The following is a 21179-nucleotide window of genomic DNA, read 5'->3' as shown; positions in this document are numbered from 1 at the left end:
CAACGCCATGACCTCTGTCGTTTCCGTTCGAGAAGAAATCGCCAGCGCCTTGACCCACGGGCTTGGCGCCGTTGCTGCACTGGCTGGCAGTGCGGTACTGATCACCCTGGCCGCCATCTATGGCGACGGCTGGCAGCTGGCCAGCGCGATCGTGTTCGGCGTGGCGCTGTTGCTGTTGTATACGGCATCCACGCTGTATCACGCGATCCAGCATCCGGTCGCCAAGGGCCGGCTGAAGGTGTTCGATCACTGCGCGATCTATCTGTTGATCGCCGGTACGTACACGCCGTTCACGCTGATTGGTCTGCGCGGGGGGCCGTGGGGCTGGGGCATGTTCACCGCGATCTGGGCGCTGGCACTGTTCGGGGTGGTGTTCAAGCTGTTCTATACCGGCCGGTTCAAGCTGTTGTCGACGATCATCTATATCGCGATGGGCTGGATGGTGATGGTGGCGATCAAGCCGATGTGGCATTCGCTGGATGCGTGGACGCTGGGGTGGCTGCTGGCCGGCGGTGTGTTCTATACGTTGGGGACGGTGTTCTATCACCGGGAGTCGGTGCCGTATTCGCATGCGATCTGGCATTTGTTCGTGATCGGCGGGAGTGTGTGTCACTTCGTTGCGGTGACGGCGCAGATTCTCTGAGTGCTGTTTTTCTGCCAGGCAAGTGCGACGGCACCCTGACCAGCGACAGCAATAGCACTAGCACTAGCAACAGCAACAGCAAGAGCGAGACCAAGAGCGACTCGGGCGTCAGGAATGCGCCAGGCGGGGTCGGCACGGGTGGGTCGGCTGGACACGCCGTGAATCCGTCCCTGGAGGCTCATGTCGCGCCATCCATGGCGCTCATGGTCCCGCCAACCCACCCGCACCGCCCCCGCTCACCGTTGGCTGGTGGCCTGAGAAGGTCAAAGCCCTGGTTGGACCGGTGCCAAGCATGGCCGCCGTACTGCGCCTGGCGTGGTCGTCGCCAGCGGCGACGCTGAGTATCGGCACGCCTCACCCTGACACTACCCTTACCAATGCTTCGCGTTGCCTGCACGATGCAAGGGCAACCATGGGGAGGTGAATACTGTGCCCTCCCCTGTTCCTTCCGATGCTCCTTCTCGTTCCCGCTGGCGCTGGCGTCGTCCTGGCAAGCGGGGGCAGCGGTGGTTGGCGATCCTGGTGTTTCTGTTTGCTGCACTGCTGATTCTGATCGCGTTGTGGGATTGGAACTGGTTCAAGGGGCCAGTGGAACGGGCGGTTCAGGCCAAGACCGGGCGGGAGTTCCATATCCATGGGGATCTGGATGTCGATCTGGGTCTGGTCACGACGGTGCGCGGCGATGGGCTGACGTTTGCGAATGCGACGTGGGCCAAGCAGCCGCAGATGGCGACGGCGGATCGGGTGGAGATCGATCTGCGGGTGTGGCCGTTGTTGCGCGGGCAGGTGCGGATTCCGGAGATCCGGTTGATCCGGCCGGATCTGTTGCTGGAGACGGCGCCGGAGAAGAATCAGCCGGGCAATTGGGATTTCCTGGGGCCGAGCGACGGTGATCCGCCGGTGCTGCAGCGGTTGTTGGTCGATGATGGGCGCCTGCAGTTCCAGGATGCGGCGGGCCGGACCGATGTGATGGTGTCGCTGGACAGCGGCAAGCCACGCGACAAGGACAGCGGTCCGCCGCTGCTGGTGAAGGGCAACGGGCGCTGGCAGGGCAATCCGTTCTCGCTGGAAGGCAATACCGAGTCGCCGTTGGAGCTGACCAATACCGGGCACCCGTTCCGCATCCATCTGGATGGGCGCGCCGGGAATACGCATGCGATCGCCAGTGGGACGTTGACCAACCCGTTCCAGCTGCGCGTGTTCGATCTGGAGTTGATGTTGAGTGGTCAGGATATGGAGGATCTGTATCCACTGATCGGGGTCGCCATGCCCTCCACGCCGCCTTACAGGCTCAAGGGGCAGCTCAAGCGCGACAACGCGATCTGGCGTTATGAGAATTTCACGGGTACGGCCGGTGACAGCGATCTGGGCGGGACCGCGCAGATCGACGTGAGCGGTGACCGGCCGTTCCTGAAAGCGGACCTGGTATCCAAGCGGTTGGACTTCGATGACCTGGCCGGGTTCATCGGGGCGCCGCCGAAGACGGGTGCGGGCGAATCGGCCAATGCCGAGCAGAAGGCCCAGGCGGCTGCGCTGGCGACCCGCGCCAAGGTGCTGCCCGATACGCCTTACAACCTGTCCAAGCTGCGTGCGATGGATGCAGATGTGCGGTGGAAGGCGCAGCGGATCAATTCGCCGACCTTGCCGCTGGATGACATGGATGCCCACCTCAAGCTCAATGACGGGCTGCTGCGCCTGGAACCGCTCAACTTTGGTGTGGCGGGCGGCGATATCCGCAGCACGATCCGGATGGACGCGCGCAAGCAGGCGATCTCCACGCAGCTGCAGGCGACCATCCGCAAGGTGCAGCTGGGCAAGCTGTTCCCGGATGCGAAGCTGGCCGAGCAGGCCTCGGGCGGCATCAGCGGTGATATCAACCTGACCGGACAGGGCAATTCGGTGGCAGCGATGCTGGGCAGTTCAGACGGCGCGGTAGCCCTCGGCATCGGCCGTGGGCATGTCGGCAATCTGATCATGGAACTGGCCGGACTGGATGTCGCCGAATCTGTGAAGTTTCTGTTTACCGGTGACAAGCAGATTCCACTGCGTTGCGCGTGGGGCGACTTCGGAGTCGCCAACGGTGTGATGCAATCACGTTCGCTCGCCTTCGATACCACCGACACCCTGATCCTCGGCGAAGGCAAGGTGGATCTGAAGCAGGAACAGCTGGACCTGCTGCTGCGGCCACGCCCGAAGGACATGAGCATCCTGGCGCTGCGCTCGCCACTGCGCATCGGTGGCACCTTCAAGGATCCCTCGTTCCGCCCGGACTTCAAGGCGCTGGGCATCCGCGGAGCGATCGCGCTGGCGTTGGGCAGCATCGCCCCGCCGGCTGCCCTGCTGGCCACGATCGAGACCGGCCCGGGCGAAGACAGCAACTGTGGTGGGCGTTACGCCAAGTAAGCAGATGCGGTCATGGCCGGATGCCGGCCGCTGACCGGCCATCCGGGCAACATCCAGGGCCGCTCAGCCGGCGACGATGTACTGCTGCAGTTGATCGAGTTTCTGCGCCTGTTCGTCGATCACCGATTTGACCAGATCGCCGATCGAGATCACGCCGAGCACGCCCGTGCCGTCGACCACCGGCAGATGCCGGATGCGGTAATCGGTGACCAGTTGCAGGCAGTGTTCCACCTGCTCGCCGGGCGCTACCGTCACTACCTTGGGGGTCATGATCTCGCGCACTTCGGTCGTGCTTGACGAGCGCTCGTGCAGGACGATCTTGCGCGCGTAGTCGCGCTCGGAAAGGATCCCGACCAGTTGCCGGCCCTCCATCACCAGCACCGCGCCGATGCCCTTTTCGGCCATCAGCCGGATGGCATCGATCACCGCCGATGTCGGCGCTACGGCGAATACCTCAGGGGACTTGCCTTCCAACAGCTGTCGTACCGTGGTCATCTCGCTGCTCTCCACCGATGGGATGCACGGTCGAGTCTGCCACGAACGGCGCCTGCCAGGTGTCAACCAGATACAGCGGGCGCTGTTTGGATTCCTCATAGAGGCGGCCGAGGTATTCACCGATCAGCCCCAGCGCGATCAGCTGGATGCCGCCCAGGAACAGGATCACCGCCATCATGGTCGGCCAGCCCGCGACGCGGTCGCCGTACAGGGCGGCCTTGAGGACGACCACCAGTGCGAACAGGAACGCGACGCTCGCTGCGGCCAAGCCCAGGTAGGTGGTCGCCCGCAGCGGCGCGGTCGAGAACCCCGTGATGCCTTCCAGCGCGAAATTCCACAGCCGCCAGACGCTGAACTTGCTTTCCCCCACCAGCCGCGCGTGACGATGATAGGGCAGCGCCTTGCGGCGGAAACCCACCCAGCCGAACAGCCCTTTCATGAACCGGTGACGTTCACGCAGCTGGCCAAGTGCCTGCAGCGCGCGCGGGGAAAGCAGTCGGAAATCCCCGGTATCAGCGGGAATCGGCGTGTTGGACAGGCGCCCGATCACCCGATAGAACACCTTCGCGGTGGACCGTTTGAACCAGCTCTCGCCATCGCGTTTCAGGCGCGTGCCATACACGTTGTCATAGCCCTGCTGCCAGAGCGCGACGAACTCGGGAATCAGTTCGGGCGGGTCCTGTCCATCGGCGTCGAGAATCATCACCGCGCCGTTGTCGACAAAATCCAGCCCGGCGGTCAGCGCCGCCTCCTTGCCGAAGTTGCGCGACAGCCGCAGCACGCCGACGCGGGGGTCCGCATCCGCCAACCCTTGCATCACCTCCCACGAGGTATCGGTACTGCCGTCGTCGACATACAGCACCCGGCCATCGATGCCACCCAGGTCGTCGAGCACCGCGCACAGACGCACGTGCAGCATCGGCAGGGCCAAGGCTTCATTGTGGGCGGCAACCACGACGGTCAGGCGTTGGGCGTTCATGCCGCGATTGTAGCGTCAGCCAATCACGTACATGAATGCTCAGTCGTCGCCCAGGTAAGCGTTGCCGCCCAGCTGGCGGGCCTGCCGCTGGATCCAGGCCGCACGGCGCTGCACGTAGGGCCCCGGCTTGGCGGCGTTGTAGCGGCGCGGCGATGGCAGCACCGCGGCCAACCGGGCGCTTTCGGCCGGGCTCAGCCGCGAGGCGTCCTTGTTCCAGTAGTGCCGGGACGCCGCCTGTGCGCCATAGATGCCGTCGCCGAACTCGGCGATGTTGGCGTACATCTCCAGGATCCGCGACTTGGGCCATAGCGCTTCGATCAGCACCGTGTACCAGACTTCCAGCCCCTTGCGGATCCAGCTGCGGCCCTGCCACAGGAACAGGTTCTTGGCGACCTGCTGGCTGATCGTGCTGGCCCCGCGCAGGCGGCCACCGCGCGCGTTGTGATCGCGCGCCTTTTCGATCGCCTGCAGGTCGAAGCCATTGTGCTCCGGGAAGCGCTGGTCCTCGGCGGCCACCAGCGAAATAGGCAGGCTCGCGGCCATCTGGTCCAGGTCACGCCACTGGTAATGCAGCCGGTAGCCCCAGTCGCCCTGCCCCAGCGCCTCGCCGTAGCGCCACACCATCACGCTGGACACGGGCGGATCGATGAAGCGCAGGGCCAGTACCTGCAACACGCTGATGCCGACGAACAGCACCGGCAGCCACATCAGGCGTTTCCAGCGCCAGCGCCGCGGCGGTGACGGTTCCAGGTCCGGCTCGACCTTGAGGTTGCTGCGCTCTGCCCCCATTACTGGTGCATCCTTTACTTGCACGGTTGTCGGCGCATTATCCGGCAACCGGCACTCCTTTCGCGCAGCCACCGAACCGATGACCGCCCAGACCGACACCCTTGCCCGTTTCCTGCTCCCCGATGCCGGCGTCCGCGGCGTGCACGTGCACCTCGATGCGACCTGGCAGGAGATCCTGTCCCACGCCGCCTACCCGCCGGGTGCAGCCGAACTGCTCGGCGAAGCGAGCGTCGCCTCGGCGCTGTTCACCGGCCACACCAAGGTTGATGGCCGGCTGTCCATCCAGCTACGCAGCAACACCGCGCTGCGCACCCTGTTCGCCGAGTGCACCGCAGCCGGTACCCTGCGCGGCATCGTCCAGCTGGCCGACGGCGGTGGTGATGCCCCGCGCGATCTGACCGCCCTGGGCGATGACGCGCTGCTGGCGATCACCATCGAGAACCCCGGCCTGGACCCGCGCGAACCGCAGCGCTACCAGAGCCTGGTCGGACTGAGCGCGGCCGGCCTGGACGAGGCATTCGAGGATTACTTCCGCCAGTCCGAGCAGTTGCCGACCCGGTTGCTGCTGGCTGCGGATGGCACCCGCGCCGCAGGCCTGCTGCTGCAGAAGCTGCCGGGCGATGAAGGCGACCAGGATGGCTGGTCGCGTGCCAGCGCGCTGTTCGAGACACTGGGCAAGCAGGAACTGCTGGATGTGCCCGGCCACGACCTGTTGCATCGCCTGTTCCATGAGGAACACCCGGAACTGCTGGGCGACAAGGCGCTGCGCTTTGCCTGCTCCTGCTCGCGCGAGCGCGTCCAGGGCATGTTGCAGTCGCTGGGCGAAGCGGAAGCACGGGCGGCCGCCGAGCCGACCGGTGCGGTCGAAGTGCGCTGCGAATTCTGCGGGCAGGAGTATCACTTTCCGTTGACGGAATTCGACATACTGTTCCGCGAGATGGATGTATCCTCGCCGGCACCTGAACGGCTTCAGTAATTTTGGTACGAGTTTTGTTCTGGGGAGAACCAAGACTTGTTAAGAAATCATAAACGCCCTAGGATCAATGCCCCGCTTCGGCGGGAACTTGTCGTCACAGCGCTTGTCTGAGAGTTCCCATGCATCCCCTTCTGCGTCTACCGCTGGCCCTGATGATCGCCCTTGGCGCGGTCTCGGGCGCGCATGCGCAGGCCAAGGGCAGGCAGGACGGCACGGTGTTGCCGGTCTGGAACAAGGGCAGCGGCAAGGTCGAGGCGCTGCTGTATCTGGAGCCGACCGGCGAACAGGCCGTCGGTGCCCGCTGGCATTTCGGGCGCAGCTCGCTGGATGCGGCCTTTGGGCTGTCCTCCGGTGATTCGCTCGGCCTGCTGTGCAACAGCAGCCGCGGCACCAGCATCAGCGGGTTGGCCAGTCATTGCATGCTGGCTACTCTGGGCGATGAAGAAGACAACACCCTCAGCCGCCGGGTCAGCGGCACCGCCGCCTTCAACCGGCCCGGTGGGCGCGTGGGCATCACCGCCGGCAGCGGCCGCGACACCCTGCCAGCCTGGCTGGCGGGGCCGAACAAATCGCCGTCGCTGCGCGCCGAACAGAACGATCTGACCGTCTTCGGGCAGAAGAACATCGGCCGCGAAGGCTTCGTGTCGATCGGCGGCACGTATGCGAAGGCACGCCTGGTGCCGATCGCGGACGCCTCGCCGGCCATCGTCGACCGCTGGGACAGCAAGAGCCTCACCATCGGTGCTGGCTACGGCAATTTCAGCGGCAACATCATCGGCCGCGTGGTCGATGTCCCGGGGCAGCCCGGCAAGTGGGAAGGCCTGGGCGTCGGCTTGACCTGGCGCACCCCATGGAGCGGCCAGCTCACCGTTGGCGCCGAGAACGTCGTCACCCGCGGCAAGAATCCGTTCGCTCCGCGCAATGAGAGCACCGACGAAGGCACCGTGCCCTACGTCCGCTACGAGCAGGACCTGTAAGCCCTCACCGATGGGCCTGCAACGGGCCTGCACTGGTGCACGGGTGATTCCTGCCCCCCCCCTATCTGGATTGATTGACCGCTGCCTCCTGCGGCGGCATTGCCGTGCGCGCGTTCACCGTGCCCCTCATTACCGTCAGTCATGTAACGATTCCTAGCATAAGGCGTGCCGAAACGCCCGCTGACGGGACAATCACGACGCTTCAGGAACGCGGCGCCCGGTCGAGTGCGAGCCCTCCCGGCCGCCCATTCAGGCGAATTCGATACAAATCGACATAAAAAATGTGCCAAAAGTCATCACATCTTAGGCACTGCCAATGGGCCCGAAGCACTCATCGCACCCGCAATACCCTGGGGCACAAGGACTTTGCCGAATTTCACCTAAATCACATGAAGTATTAACGGGTCTTTAATTTCTCCGAATACGTGGTTACTATCGAGTCAGCTTCGCGACTTGGAGACGCCTTTCGTCTCCGCCCCGCAGAAGCCAACTTCGTGTCGTACCCAAGCCCACTTGGAGAGAGAGAGAGCAATGAATTTCAAGCACAACAAGCTGCGTGATGCAGTGGTGATCGCGCTGGTCGCGACGGCAGGCACTGCCACCACCGCTGTCGCCCAGGAGTCGGCATCGCCGACCAACCTCGATCGCATCGAGGTCACCGGTTCCCGCATCCGCTCCGTGGACGTCGAGAACTCCCAGCCGGTCTTCATCATGGACCGCGCTGCGATCGAAAAGCAGGGTCTGACCTCGGTCGCCGATGTGCTCCAGCGCATCTCGGCCAACGGCGCCGGTCTGAACACCAACTTCAACAACGGCGGTGACGGCTCGTCCACCATCAGCCTGCGTAACCTGGGTTCGGAACGCACCCTGGTGCTGGTGAACGGCCGCCGCTGGGTGTCCAACACCTCCGGTTCGGTGGATCTGAACACCATCCCGGCCTCCATCATCGAACGCGTTGAAGTGCTGAAGGACGGCGCCTCGTCGGTCTACGGTTCCGACGCCATCGCCGGCGTGGTCAACCTGATCACCCGCGGCGATTACGAAGGCGCGGAAGTCAACGCCTACGTCGGCCAGTACGGCCAGGGCGACGGTCAGCGCACCTCGTTCGACGCCACCGTCGGCACCAGCAGCGATCGCGGCAACCTGGTCATCAGCGTGTCGCGCGTTGAAGAAGACGCCGTCTCCGCCGGTGACCGCGCCATCTCGGCCGTGCCGGAATTCGGCCGCGGCAGCGCCACGTACAGCAGCTACTCGGCCAACGGCAAGATCAACGCCTCGGCAGCTGCAGGCGGCAATCTGGCCCTGCGTCCGGGCGCCATCGCCAGCGGTCTGGCCAGCGATCCGTACTACGCGCTGAACCAGTACATCCCGTACACCAGCGACTTCAACTACAACTTCGCCAAGGACAATTACCTGGCGACCCCGCAGAAGCGTAGTGCTCTGTTCGCGCAGGGCAGCTACAACCTGTCGGACAACATCACCTTCAAGATGGATGCGCTGTACAACGAGCGTCGCTCGGCCCAGCAGCTGGCCGGCTTCCCGCTGAGCACCATCAACACCGGCCTGAGCCTGAGCGGTGACAGCTACTACAACCCCTACAACGCCGCTTACGGCGGTGATGGGCGTGATGTCAGCTGGACCCACCGTCTGACCGAAGCGTCGCGTCTGTACGACCAGAACACCAAGACCAGCCACGTCTATCTGGGCCTGGATGGCTTCTTCGAGTTCGCCGGCCGCCAGTTCAACTGGGATGCCGGTTACGCGTTCAACAAGACCAACGAAGTGGAGACCCAGGTCGGCGACGCCAACCTGCTGTCGCTGGAAGCTGCCCTCGGCGCGTCCGAAGTGCGTGGCGGCCGCGTGGTCTGCGTTGACGGCCCGGGCGGCGACATCATCAGCGGCTGCACCCCGTTCAACCCGCTGTCGCCGGCCGGTGGCGTGAGCCAGGAGATGCTGGACTACATCCTGTTCACCGCACACAACACCTACCAGTACCGCAACGAAAGCGTCACCGCGAACCTGTCCGGTGAACTGTTCGAACTGCCGGCTGGCTGGCTGAGCTTCGCGGCTGGTTTTGAACACCGCAAGGAAAGCGGCTATTCCTCGCCGGACGCCTTCATCGCCAACGGCCTGACCTCGGGCAACTCCTTCACCGCGACCTCCGGCGAGTACTCGCTGGATGACGCGTACATCGAAGTGGCGATCCCGCTGCTGAAGGACCTGCCGGGTGCCCAGCTGCTGGAACTGAGTGCTGCCACCCGTTACTCGGACTACAGCAACTTCGGCAACACGCTGAACAGCAAGTTCGGCTTCAAGTGGAAGCCGCTGGACGAAGTGCTGGTCCGTGGTAACTGGGCCGAAGGCTTCCGTGCACCGTCGATCACCAATCTGTACCGTGGTGACTCCGACACCTTCGCCACCTACTCCGATCCCTGCTCGGGCGACGGTCGCTTCGCCGGCAACGCTGGCGTGCAGGCCAACTGCGCCGCCCGCGGCGTCCCGGCTGGCTTCGTGGCCGATTACAACAGCGGCGGCGGCGTCAACGGTGGCCAGACCATCTATCCGTTCACCCTTGGCGGCAACCCGGATCTGACCCCGGAAACCGCCACCAGCAAGACGCTGGGCGTGGTGTACAGCCCGTCCTGGGCGACCGGCCTGAACATCTCGCTGGACTGGTGGTCCATCGAGCTGGAAAACCGCATCAGCAGCTTCGCGGCCAACACGATCCTGGACAAGTGCTACGTTGACAACATCTCCAGCTACTGCGACCTGATCACCCGTGATGCGACCGGTCTCGTCACCGGCATGTTCATCGGCCCGATCAACGCCGGTTTCCAGGAACTGGAAGGTTACGACCTGACCGTGAAGTACCGCCTGGCAGACACCAGCGTCGGCACCTTCGGCTTCACCCTGGATTCCACCTACGTCACCAAGAACCGCTCGCGCGATTCGACGCAGGACGATTGGGAAGCGCTGAACGGCAAGTACTTCGAGTCCGATCCGTACTGGCGCCTGCGTGGCAACCTGACCACCGACTGGACCTACGGTGATTTCAGCGCCAGCTGGATGATCCGCTACCGTTCGGGCCTGACCGAAGATGTGAGCGAAGGCACGCTGGAATCGATCACGTACCACGATCTGCAGCTGAGCTACAACCTGCCGTGGAATGCGACCGTGCGCGTCGGTGCCAACAACATCTTCGCCAAGGACCCGCCGGTCACGCTGGATGCGTTCGCCAACTCGTTCGACCCGCAGTACGACATCCCGGGTCGTTACATGTACATGCAGTACACCCAGCGCTTCTGATGGGTCTGAGGTAGTAGCAACCGCTTGAGGATGGCCCGGTTCGCCGGGCCATCCTTTTTTCCTTCCAGGACCGAGGATGAGCCCCATGAAAAAAAGGATGTTGACCGGCCTGCTGCTGGCGTTCGCCGTCTCCGGCGCCGCTTGGGCGCAGGACAAGAGCGTGATCGATCTCAACCACTCGTTCGCCGAACAACGCAAGACGGTCATGGCCGATCTTGAGAGCGACAAATATCGCGAAATCTCGCTGGAACAGAAGAGCTCGGTGGTGGCGGCACTCAACCGCATCCAGGCCAAGCTCGGCAGTGCCGACGATGTCTCGCGCCTGCACGAAAACGACCGCGTTGCGGTCATGAACGACCAGTCGCAGATCAATACGATCCTCACGCAGGCCGCCGCGGACAGCCGCCTGGTGTGTCGCCGCGAGAAGACCATCGGCAGCAACCTGCCGCAGAACAACTGCCTCACCGTCGCCGAACGCGCCCGCCTGAAGCTGCGCGCGCAGGACGACACCGTCCGTGCGCAACAGCGGATCGGTCAGAGCCAGAAGTAAGTAAACGCACTACCGCTGATACGCAAAGGCCTGCCCCGATCGGGGCAGGCCTTTTTTGTGCATGCGATGACCAGGCGCGCCGCGCCGCCCTCACCCGATCGGAATCAACGTCTCGATCACATGCTCCACGTAGGCCTCGAAATCCTCGCGCGCCTGCTTGGGCTGCTGCAGCTGCAGCGACAACTGCAGGAAGCCGACATAGGCGGCATAGGCCAGGCGTGCACGATGCTGCGCGTCGGTACGGCTCAGGCCGGCCTGGCGGAACGAGGCGACCAGATACTCCAGCCGGCGATGCGAAACGCGGTCGATGACCGGGCGCACCATCGGGTGATCGAGCGCCTTGAGCAGCTCGCTGTAGATGATGTGCGGCTGCACTTCATGCGCCACCACCTGGAACAGCTGGCGCAGACGCACGCGTGGATCGGTGACGTCGGCCAGGCTGCCGAACACCTGTTCCTGCTCGAACAGTTCCCAGCGCTCCAGTGCGGCCTGCAGCAATGCATCGCGCGAAGGGAAGTGCCAATAGAAGCTGCCCTTGGTGACACCGAGGCGACGCGCCAGCGGCTCCACCGCGACCGCGCCCACGCCTTGTTCGGCAATCAGATCCAGTGCGGCCTGGGCCCAGTCTTCGGCACTGAGGCGGCTGTTGCGGCCGGCACGTGGCTCGCCGGCGGAAGCTTCGGGTTCATTCATAGGTGGATTTAACCATACGCCGGAGTTGGTTGCAGTATGTGAATCAGCAAAAGGGCGCTTCACGCCTGCTGCCACAAGGGATGGACCCACCATACTCCGAAGTATTGACATCGCACAGGGCAAGTCCATACTAGCGAGTATGGTCATTCCTCCTTCTCCCCTGCCCCGCCTTGGCGATGAGCGACTGACCGGCGCGCATGACGCCGTGCTGGCCGCCACCCGCACAGGTCCGGGGCGCCGTGGCACGGTGCTGTTCGCGCACGGCTTCGGCCAGACACGGCATGCGTGGAACGCCACCGCGAACGCGCTGGTCGACGCCGGCTACCAGACCCTGGCTTACGACGCGCGTGGCCACGGCGATTCCGACTGGAACCCGGCCGACCTTGCGTATCACGGTGAACAGTTCGCCGATGATCTGATCGTGCTGGCCGGTGAACAGCCGCAGCCGCCGATCCTGATCGCCGCCTCGATGGGCGGTCTGTTCGGCCTGCTCGCCGAGTCGCGCTGGCCGGGCCTGTTTTCGGCGATGGTGCTGGTGGACATCACCCCCCGCTGGGATACCGCCGGTGTCGAAAAGATCCTGATGTTCATGACCGCGCACCCGGAGGGTTTCGCGTCGCTGTCCCAGGCCGCCGACGTGATCTCCTCCTACCTGCCGCACCGCCCGCGCAAGTCGGATGATTCGCTGCGCGCATTGCTGCGCGAGGACGGCCACGGCCGCTGGCGCTGGCATTGGGACCCGCGCCTGGTCGCCGAGCTGGCGCGCGACAGCGAGCACCACCAGGACGCGCTTGCCGAGGCGGCGCGCCAGGTGAAATGCCCCGTGCTGCTGGTCAGCGGCGGCCGCAGCACCCTGGTCACCCCGCAGACGGTGGCCGAGTTCCTCGCGTTGGTGCCCCATGCACGCCACGTGCAGTTGCCGGAGGCCACGCACATGGTCGCCGGCGACGACAACAACGCCTTTACCGCTACTGTGTTGGACTATCTGGACGTGTTGCCCTCGGCCTCCGCCGTCGCATCGTCCGCCATTACCGAGCACGTCACCGGAGCACGCTCATGAGCATTGTCGTTCCCTTCCTCGCGATCCTCCTGGCAGGTGCGTTCGTCGCCTACCACCGGATGCGCCTGATCACCTGGACGATCATCAGCCTGGTGCTGCTGGCCGCCTGCTGGTTCATCCCGTACGTCAACCAGACCGCCACGATCGTGGCTGCGGCCATCGTCGCCGTCATCGCCGTGCCGCTGCTGCTGCCCTTCATCCGCAAGCCGCTGCTGACCGCGCCGATGATGAAGGTGTTCCGCAAGGTACTGCCGCCGCTGTCGCAGACCGAGCGCATCGCGCTGGAAACCGGCTCGGTCGGTTTCGAAGGCGAGCTGTTCACCGGTGATCCGGACTGGAACATCCTGCTCAACTACCCCAAGCCGCAGCTCACCGCCGAGGAACAGGCGTTCCTGGACGGCCCGGTGGAAGAGCTGTGCAAGATGGTCAACGACTGGGAAATCACCCACGTTTACGCCGACCTGCCGCCGGAGCTGTGGAGCTTCATCAAGAAGAACAAGTTCTTCGGCATGATCATTCCGAAGGAATACGGCGGCCTGGGCTTCAGCGCGCTGGCCCACCACAAGGTCATCCAGAAGCTGGCCTCGGTGTCGAGCGTGGTCAGCTCCACCGTCGGCGTGCCCAACTCGCTGGGCCCGGGTGAACTGCTCAACCATTACGGCACCCAGGAACAGAAGGACCAGTACCTGCCGCGCCTGGCTGATGGCCGTGAAGTGCCCTGCTTCGGCCTGACCGGTCCGTTTGCCGGCTCGGATGCGACCTCGATTCCCGATTACGGCATCGTCTGCAAGGGCGAGTGGAACGGCGAGCAGGTGCTCGGCGTCAAGCTCACCTTCGACAAGCGCTACATCACCCTGGCCCCGGTGGCCACGCTGATCGGCCTGGCCTTCCGCATGTACGACCCGGATGGCCTGATCGGCAGCACCCGCGATATCGGCATCACCCTGGCGCTGCTGCCGCGTGATACCGCCGGCGTGGAAATCGGCCGTCGCCACTTCCCGCTCAACTCGACCTTCCAGAACGGCCCGATCCGCGGCAAGGATGTCTTCATCCCGCTGACCCAGCTGATCGGCGGTGCCGAGAAGGCCGGCAAGGGCTGGAACATGCTCAACGAGTGTCTGGCCGTCGGCCGCTCGATCACCCTGCCCTCCACCGCCAGTGGCGGTGCCAAGGCTGGTGCGGTGGTGACCGGTGCCTATGCGCGCATCCGCAAGCAGTTCGGCCTGTCGGTCGGCCGCTTCGAGGGCGTGGAAGAAGCGCTGGCCCGCATCGGTGGCAAGGCCTACGCGATCAGCGCGCTGTGCCAGGCCACGGCGGCGGCGGTGGACCGTGGCGACGTGCCGTCGGTGCCGTCGGCCATTGCCAAGTACCACTGCACCACCATGAGCCGTGAAGTGATCTCGGACGTGATGGATGTCATCGGCGGCAAGGGCATCATCCTGGGGCCGCGCAACTTCGCCGGCCGCAGTTGGCAGGCCGCGCCGATCGCGATCACGGTCGAAGGCGCCAACATCATGACCCGCAGCCTGCTGATCTTCGGCCAGGGTGCGATCCTCTGCCACCCGTGGGTACTGAAGGAAATGAAGGCCGCGCAGGATCCGGACACCCGTGCCGGCCTGCAGGAATTCGACCGCAGCCTGTTCGGCCACATCCGCTACGGCATCTCCAACGCCGTGCGTTCGTTCTGGTTCGGCCTGACCGGTGCCCGTTTCGGTGCCGCCCCAGGCGATGGCTACACCCGCCGCTACTTCCGCAAGCTGGACCGTTACTCGGCCAACCTGGCGCTGATGGCCGACATCTCGATGATGACGCTGGGCGGCAAGCTGAAGTTCAAGGAATCGCTGTCCGGCCGCCTGGGCGATGTGCTGAGCCACATCTACATGACCAGCGCCATGCTCAAGCGTTACCACGACGAAGGCGCACCGGCCGCCGACCAGCCGCTGCTGGCCTGGGCCTTCCATGACAGCGTGCACAAGATCGAAGAGTCGCTGTCGGCCGCCCTGCGCAACTTCCCGGTGCGTCCGATCGGCTGGCTGATGTGGGCGCTGATCTTCCCGTTCGGTCGTCGTGCCGAGGCGCCGGGCGACCGCCTTGGCCACCGCGTCGCCGCGCTGCTGATGGCGCCCAACGAAGCCCGCGACCGTCTGGCCAGTGGCGTGTTCCTGACCCCGTGCGAAAACAACCCGGGTGGCCGCATCAACAGCTACCTGTCCAAGGCGATCATGGCCGAGCCGGTGGAGCGCAAGTTCATCAAGGCGCTCAAGACCAAGGGCATCGAGGCGCTGGACTTCGTTACCCAGCTGGACGAAGCCGTGGCCGAAGGCGTGATCACCCAGGACGAGCGCACCCTGCTTGAGGAGCTGCGCACGCTCACCCTGGAAACGATCACCGTGGACGACTTCGATCCGGAAGAGCTGCGCTCGGCGGGCTACTACAAGCGTGCCCAGCAGGACGCGCAGTCCGAAGCCGCCTGATCCCGATCCTGGCACCAGGTAAACGACAACGGCGGACTTCGGTCCGCCGTTTCTTTAGGGAGATCTTTGATGTCCGCTCCACTGCTCACGCTTTATCGCCGCATGCAGCGATGGCCTGCCGGCAACTGGCTGTTCTCGCGCGCGGTGTGTTTCAAGGCACCCTACTTCGCCAGCATCGCCCCGCGCATCACCCTGCTTGAACCGGGCCGCTGCGAAGGCCGCATCGCGCACCGGCGCAAGGTCACCAACCACATCGGCACGGTGCACGCGATCGCGCTGTGCAACCTGGCCGAGCTCACTGCCGGGCTGATGGTGGATGCCTCGCTGCCCAAGGGCATGCGCTGGATCCCGAAGGGCATGGAGGTGCAGTACCTGGCCAAGGCAACAGGCTCCCAGCATGCCGTGGCCATGCCGGAGCAGCCGATCGTGGCGGCCGAGGCGGGTTACGCGCTGCCGGTGAAGGTGCAGGTGCGCGATGACGCCGGCACGGCGGTGTTCGAGGCCCGGATCGCGATGTGGGTGTCGCCGGTCAAGCGTTGATCGTTGGCGCGCAGCCACCCATGGGGTGGCTCTACATCCGATTCGTGTATCGCAGGGCAGAGCCACGCCACGCGTGGCTGCCGCCTGTCAGGCCGGCACCATCCACCATGCCGCCACGGCCAGGATCGCCGGCACCGCCTGGATGAAGAAGATCCGCTTGTTGACGCTGTACGCGCCATAGCAGCCAGCCACGATCACGCAGCCCAGCGAGAAGTTCACCAGCATCGGCAGATGATCGAACAGGCCCCAGAACAGGCCCGCGGCAAGGAAGCCGTTGTACAGCCCTTGATTGGCCGCCAGCACCCGCGTGGCCTGCGCTTTTTCCGGCGTATTGCGGAAGGTCTTCAATCCCAGCGGCTTGGTCCACAGGAACATTTCCAGGACCAGGAAGTACACGTGCAGCAGGGCGACCAGCAAGGTCAGTGACAGCGCGATCCAATACATGGGCAGGCTTCCAGAACGTAATGCAGAGAGCTTACTCCGGGCGCTCGCCCGGCAGCTTCTTTTCTTCGCGCAGCAGGCCAAGGGCGGCGACGGTCATGGCACCGGCCACGACCAGGCCACCGAGGAACACGATGTGCGAGCCGAACAGGGACAGCCCCTTGTGCACCCAGGCGAAGGTCAGGTCCGCACCGCGGTAGACCACAGTGTCGATCGCCGCGCCGGCCTTGTAGCGCCACTGTCGGTCCACACGGGTGTAGATCGTCTCGCGCGCCGGTTTGGCCAGCGAGAATTCGCTGGCGCGGGTCATGACCTGGACCATCGCCACCATCAGCGGCAGCGGCGAGGCGGCCAGGATCGAGAACCCGATGATGATCGCCACCCCCGGAATCAGCAGTGCGGGTGCGATCCCGTACCGCGACAGCAGCCAGCGCGTCGCGCCGAGCTGGATGATCAGGGTCAGCGCGTTCACGGCCAGATCCACGCGCGAGAAGAACGCCGTGCTGGCGGCAGGGTCGGTGTACAGGCGTCGTACGATCGAGGCCTGCTCGTTGTAGAGCATGGTGCCTACGCCCACGCCGAACAGCACCATCAGCGCCAGCCAGCGCAGCATCGGCTCACGCACGATCAGCTTCAGGCCATCGAACACGCTGCCGCCCATCGGCGTCTCGCCGGAGACCAGTTCCCGCTCCTGTTCGCGTGCCACCGCCCACAGCCGCAGCCGCCAGATGCAGCCCAGGCAGATCAACAGGAAGCCGGCCGAGACCAGCATCAGATTGGCGATGCCGACCCGCTGCACCAGCGCCGAGGTGATGATCGGCCCAAGGAATGCGCCGATCGTCCCGGCCGCGCCGAGATAGCCGTAGTACGCGCGCGCCTCCACGTTGGAGAACACGTCGGCCATGAAGCTCCAGAACACGGCCACCGCGAACAGGTTGAAGACGGTGATCCAGAAGAAGAACGCCATGCCGCGCCCGGGCACGCCGGTGTCGAACATCACGTAGAACCCGAGCAGGGTGACGATGAAAAACCCGTACACCACCGGCAGGAATACCCGGCGCGGATAGCGGCTCACCAGCGCGCCGTACAGCGGCTGCAGCACCAGCATGATGAAGAACACGCAGGTGAACAGGAACTGCAGCACGAAGTCCTGCAGGGCGATCCCATGGCCGGCGAACCACTCGATCAACGGCAGCGGGAACACCGTCTGCAGATCGGAGGAGGCCGCCATCGCTTCGCGCACCGGGCGCAGCACGTAGTAGCCGCTCAGCAGGCAGAAGAAATACAGCGAGGCCCAGATCAGCGGTGGCGAACGCCGCCACGCACTCAGCATGCCACCGGCTGCCGTGCCGGTCCCGGTCGCCGCGGTCATTGCCCGCTCTGCGCGCACAAGGGGCGTTGCAACGGCAGCATGTGGGGAACTCCGGGCGTCGAAGCGCGCAAGGTAAACGATGCACCGCAACATCGCCAGCCTCCGGCACGCCCATCGGCGCAACGCTGCGTGACGCACCCCGCAGCCCCTGCCTGCCGCAACCTGTCTTATGCTCGGTGCGCACCCCGGCAAGGAGCGGCATGTACGACTACATCGTGATTGGAGCCGGTTCTGCCGGCTGCGTGCTGGCCCACCGGCTCAGCGAGGACCCGGCCTGCCGGGTACTGCTGCTGGAAGCCGGTCCGCGCGACACCAACCCCTTCATCCACATGCCGGCGGGCCTGGCGCGGCTGGTCAACAACCGCCGCATCAACTGGAATCTGGAGACCGAGCCCGAGCCTGCGCTGGACGGCCGTCGCCTGTGGTGGCCGCGCGGCAAGGTGCTGGGGGGCTCGAGCTCGATCAATGCGATGTGCTACGTGCGCGGCGTACCGGCCGACTACGACGGCTGGGAAGCGGGTGGTGCCACCGGCTGGGGCTGGGACCAGGTGCTGCCCTGGTTCCTGCACAGCGAGCGCAATAGCCGCGGCGCCAGCGCGCTGCACGGCGCCGCAGGACCGCTGTCGGTGTCCGACCTGCGCCACCACAATCCCCTCTCGGCCGCGTTCATCGCCGCCGCCCAGCAAGCCGGCCATCTCCACAATGCGGACTTCAACGGTGACCAGCAGCTCGGCGCAGGGCTGTACCAGGTCACCCAGCGCGACGGTGCACGGTGTTCGAGCGCGGACGCCTACCTGCGCCCTGCGCGCCACCGGCGCAACCTGACGGTGCTTACCGGTGCGCAGGCGACCGCGCTGAGCTTCGAGGGCACGACGGCGACCGGCGTGCACTATCGACGCGGCCGCCACCACCTCCATGCACGCGCGGCGGTCGAGGTGATCCTCAGCGCCGGCGCCATCCATTCCCCGCACCTGCTGATGCTCTCCGGTATCGGCGAGGCGGACACGTTGCGCTGCCACGGCATCACCCCGCGCGTGGATCTGCCCGGTGTCGGCCGCAACCTGCACGACCACCTGGACATCTGCACCGTCGTGCACACCACACCGGGCGTCAGCTACGACCGCAGCAACGAGCTGCGCATCGCCGTGGACTACTTCCTGCGCGGCCGCCGCGGTGCCGGCACCAGCAACCTGGCCGAGGCCGGCGGCTTCGCCCGCTCGTCGCTGGCCACCGATGCGGGTGCCGACATCCAGTTCCATTTCGTCCCGGCGATGCTGGACAACCACGGCCGCCACCGGCTGCCGGGCGATGGCTACACGCTGCATGCCTGCCCGCTGCACCCGCGCAGCCGCGGGCAGCTGCACCTGCGTGATGCCGATGCGCGCTCACCGCCGCGCATCCACGCCAACTACCTCGGCGATGCGGAGGGCCACGACCTGAAGATGATGCTCGAATGTGCGCGCCTGTCGGCCCGGATACTGCACCAGCCCGCCTTCGACCGCTGGCGCGGCGCGCCGGTCTTCCCCCCGCACGACGCGCTGGACGACACGGCACTGGAAGCCTTCATCCGGGCCAAGGCCGAGACCATCTACCACCCGGTCGGCACCTGCGCGATGGGGCAACATGCCGAGGCCGTGGTCGATCCGACCCTGCGCGTGCATGGCACCCAGCGGCTGCGGGTGGTGGACGCGTCGGTGATGCCGCGCCTGGTCAGCGGCAACACCAATGCCCCGACCCTGATGATCGCCGAGCGTGCAGCGCATTGGATCCGGACCGCCGCCACTGCCTGAACAGGGGTGCGCTGGACCGTCCTTACCGCCCGGGCAAAGGATCCTTTGGAGATCGGCAAAACCCGCGTATTTTCAATGCGATACGCATTCATCTTCGTTTCGTTTGTGCAATCACGAAAAGCGGCGCTAGAATCGGTCACAGCAGTCGCGCACGGGCACCCATACGATGAACCAGAACAACAGGCGCCGACCGATCCGTTCGGCGGCAACCGGGTTGTTGGGCATGTTGATGCCCATCGCCATGTCTTCCACTGCACAGACACCCGCCGCTGCGCCCGCCGGGTTCCCGGTCAACATCGAGGAATCGGCGCCGAGCGCCGCCCCGCATACCCAGCCTGCCGCGTATCGCACCACCCCGGCCGGCCTGAAAGTGCAGCCGCCCGCGCAGAGCTTCAACGTGGCCTCGATCGAATCGATGGCGCAGCAGCTCACCTACGGCGAGCGCGTACCCGGCATGGCCGTTGCGATCGTCCAGGGCGGCCGCGTGCTCAGCGCGCGCGGTTACGGTGTCACCGACGTCAACAATCCGCAGCAGGTCGACGCGCACACCGTATTCCGCCTGGCCTCGCTGTCCAAGGCCTTCGCCGGCACCATGGCCGGCCTGCTGGTCAACGATGGCACCCTGCGCTGGGACAGCAAGGTCACCGACTACGTGCCCGGCTTCCAGTTGAGCACGCCCGAAGCGACCGAGCGCCTGACCGTGGCCGATCTGCTCAGCCACCGCGTTGGCCTGCCCTACAACGCCTACGACCGCGACGTCGAAGCCAACGCCGAGTACTACACGCTCACCCACAAGCTGGCGGCCACCTCGCTCAAGTGCCTGCCCGGCGACTGCTATGCCTACCAGAACGTGGCCTTCAGCCTGATCGGTGATGTGGTCTACGCCGCCTCCGGCAGCTTCTACGAACAGTCCGTCGAGCGCCGCCTGTTCAAGCCGCTGGGCATGGATGACGCCAGCCTCGGCCTGGCCGGCATCCAGGCCAGCTCGCGCTGGGCGCGCCCGCACGTGCGCAGCCGCAACGGCTGGGTCGCGCTCACGCCCAAGCCGACCTATTACCGGCTCGCCCCGGCCGCCGGCGTCAATGCCAGTGCCAGTGACATGGCGCAGTGGCTGCTGGCACACACCGGCCATCGCCCCGACGTCCTGCCCGCCCCGTTGCTGGCCACGCTGCACGCCAGCCTGATCAGCACCCCCGGTGAGATGCGCTCGGGCTGGCGCCGCGAACGCCTCAACTCGGCCGGCTATGCACTGGGTTGGCGCACCTTCGATTACGCCGGCCATGAAGTGATCTTCCACGCCGGTGCCGTCCAGGGTTATCGCGGCCTGGTCGCCCTGGTGCCCGAACGCGACCTCGGCATCGCCATCATGTGGAACGGCGAAAGCAGCCTGCCCAGCGGCCTGCTGCCCACCGTACTGGACCAGGCCATGGGCCTGCCGACCCAGCGCTGGCTGGACGTGGACACCGACTTCGGCAGCGACAGCCTGATGGCCGAGGATGCCGCCCCGCAAGGCAAGCGCAAGGGCGTGTCGTCGAACCGCGCGGTCGCTTCGCCGCGCTGATCCTGCCCGCACGTGGCATTGAAAAAGGCGGCCGGATGGCCGCCTTTTTTGTGGTTTTTGGTACCGCCCATAAAAAAACTCCTTCCCCGCTGGGCTGCCAGGGAAGGAGTCTCAGGTACGGCTATCGGGA

General features: G+C 65.4%; 17 protein-coding genes. 11 read left to right on the top strand and 6 right to left on the bottom strand.

Translation table 11 applies throughout. The features are described from left to right. Window positions 1–7: 7 nt before the first annotated feature. Window positions 8–643, top strand: coding sequence for a hemolysin III family protein (locus tag K4043_RS09955; RefSeq protein ID WP_088432947.1), 636 nt, complete (start codon window positions 8–10; stop codon window positions 641–643). A 420-nt stretch (window positions 644–1063) separates the two neighbouring features. Continuing rightward, window positions 1064–3046 carry an AsmA family protein gene (locus K4043_RS09950; RefSeq protein ID WP_265309205.1) on the top strand — a complete coding sequence of 661 codons (1983 nt, stop codon included), beginning with the start codon at window positions 1064–1066 and terminating at the stop codon, window positions 3044–3046. A gap of 63 nt (window positions 3047–3109) precedes the next feature. On the opposite strand, the gene K4043_RS09945 is transcribed toward K4043_RS09950, so the two are convergent. From K4043_RS09945 to mtgA, 3 genes are read right to left on the bottom strand one after another with little or no spacing between them, the layout of a single operon-like run. Beyond that, entirely contained in the window at window positions 3110–3541 is a 432-nt protein-coding gene (locus tag K4043_RS09945; RefSeq protein ID WP_265309204.1) for a CBS domain-containing protein, read from the bottom strand. After that, a complete protein-coding gene (locus K4043_RS09940; RefSeq protein ID WP_265309202.1) occupies window positions 3501–4520 on the bottom strand; it encodes a glycosyltransferase family 2 protein in 1020 nt (339 codons plus the stop codon). Before K4043_RS09940 ends, K4043_RS09945 begins: the two co-directional genes overlap by 41 nt. A 39-nt stretch (window positions 4521–4559) precedes the next feature. Beyond that, the gene (gene mtgA / locus K4043_RS09935; RefSeq protein ID WP_265309200.1) at window positions 4560–5309 is read right to left on the bottom strand and encodes a monofunctional biosynthetic peptidoglycan transglycosylase; all 750 of its coding nucleotides are present in this window, start codon (window positions 5307–5309) and stop codon (window positions 4560–4562) included. A gap of 79 nt (window positions 5310–5388) precedes the next feature. Between mtgA and K4043_RS09930 the strand changes: the two genes are divergently transcribed. From K4043_RS09930 to K4043_RS09915, 4 genes are all read left to right on the top strand, one after another. Then, window positions 5389–6285 (top strand): Hsp33 family molecular chaperone HslO, encoded by an 897-nt coding sequence (locus tag K4043_RS09930; RefSeq protein WP_123730452.1) that lies wholly within the window; start codon window positions 5389–5391, stop codon window positions 6283–6285. 152 nt (window positions 6286–6437) lie between these two features. Further along, window positions 6438–7262, top strand: a complete 825-nt coding sequence (locus tag K4043_RS09925) for a hypothetical protein (protein ID WP_184997299.1) — start codon at window positions 6438–6440, stop codon at window positions 7260–7262. Between the two features lie 531 nt (window positions 7263–7793). After that, on the top strand, window positions 7794–10568 hold the full coding sequence (locus tag K4043_RS09920) for a TonB-dependent receptor (RefSeq protein WP_123730450.1): 2775 nt from the start codon (window positions 7794–7796) through the stop codon (window positions 10566–10568). A gap of 85 nt (window positions 10569–10653) precedes the next feature. Beyond that, window positions 10654–11118: a hypothetical protein gene (locus K4043_RS09915; protein ID WP_265309198.1), complete on the top strand. Its 465-nt coding sequence runs from the start codon at window positions 10654–10656 to the stop codon at window positions 11116–11118. A 90-nt stretch (window positions 11119–11208) separates the two neighbouring features. Here K4043_RS09915 and K4043_RS09910 read toward each other — a convergent pair whose 3' ends face one another. Next, on the bottom strand, window positions 11209–11811 hold the full coding sequence (locus K4043_RS09910; RefSeq protein WP_123730448.1) for a TetR/AcrR family transcriptional regulator: 603 nt from the start codon (window positions 11809–11811) through the stop codon (window positions 11209–11211). Between the two features lie 139 nt (window positions 11812–11950). Between K4043_RS09910 and K4043_RS09905 the strand changes: the two genes are divergently transcribed. The 3 genes from K4043_RS09905 (at window position 11951) to K4043_RS09895 (ending at window position 15885) form a co-directional block, all read left to right on the top strand. After that, window positions 11951–12871: an alpha/beta hydrolase gene (locus K4043_RS09905; RefSeq protein WP_265309196.1), complete on the top strand. Its 921-nt coding sequence runs from the start codon at window positions 11951–11953 to the stop codon at window positions 12869–12871. After that, window positions 12868–15345, top strand: a complete 2478-nt coding sequence (locus K4043_RS09900) for an acyl-CoA dehydrogenase (RefSeq protein WP_265309194.1) — start codon at window positions 12868–12870, stop codon at window positions 15343–15345. The genes K4043_RS09905 and K4043_RS09900 overlap by 4 nt, the downstream gene beginning before the upstream one ends. Before the next feature lie 69 nt (window positions 15346–15414). Continuing rightward, the gene (locus K4043_RS09895) at window positions 15415–15885 is read left to right on the top strand and encodes a hotdog fold domain-containing protein (RefSeq protein ID WP_265309193.1); all 471 of its coding nucleotides are present in this window, start codon (window positions 15415–15417) and stop codon (window positions 15883–15885) included. Window positions 15886–15972: 87 nt separating this feature from the next. Here the strand turns inward: K4043_RS09895 and K4043_RS09890 are convergent, their stop codons facing one another. Beyond that, window positions 15973–16329, bottom strand: coding sequence for a DUF1304 domain-containing protein (locus K4043_RS09890; protein WP_123730444.1), 357 nt, complete (start codon window positions 16327–16329; stop codon window positions 15973–15975). 31 nt (window positions 16330–16360) lie between these two features. Continuing rightward, window positions 16361–17698: an MFS transporter gene (locus K4043_RS09885; protein WP_265309190.1), complete on the bottom strand. Its 1338-nt coding sequence runs from the start codon at window positions 17696–17698 to the stop codon at window positions 16361–16363. Window positions 17699–17898: 200 nt separating this feature from the next. Between K4043_RS09885 and K4043_RS09880 the strand changes: the two genes are divergently transcribed. Both K4043_RS09880 and K4043_RS09875 read left to right on the top strand, forming a co-directional pair. Next, window positions 17899–19488, top strand: a complete 1590-nt coding sequence (locus K4043_RS09880) for a choline dehydrogenase (protein ID WP_265309188.1) — start codon at window positions 17899–17901, stop codon at window positions 19486–19488. 166 nt (window positions 19489–19654) lie between these two features. Beyond that, window positions 19655–21049, top strand: a complete 1395-nt coding sequence (locus K4043_RS09875) for a serine hydrolase domain-containing protein (RefSeq protein WP_123730442.1) — start codon at window positions 19655–19657, stop codon at window positions 21047–21049. The last annotated feature ends 130 nt before the right edge of the window (window positions 21050–21179 follow it).

The organism is Stenotrophomonas sp. SRS1 (assembly GCF_026130205.1).
In the GTDB taxonomy this organism is placed as follows: Bacteria; Pseudomonadota; Gammaproteobacteria; order Xanthomonadales; family Xanthomonadaceae; genus Stenotrophomonas; species Stenotrophomonas rhizophila_B.
This window is presented reverse-complemented; position numbering and strand designations above follow the sequence as displayed.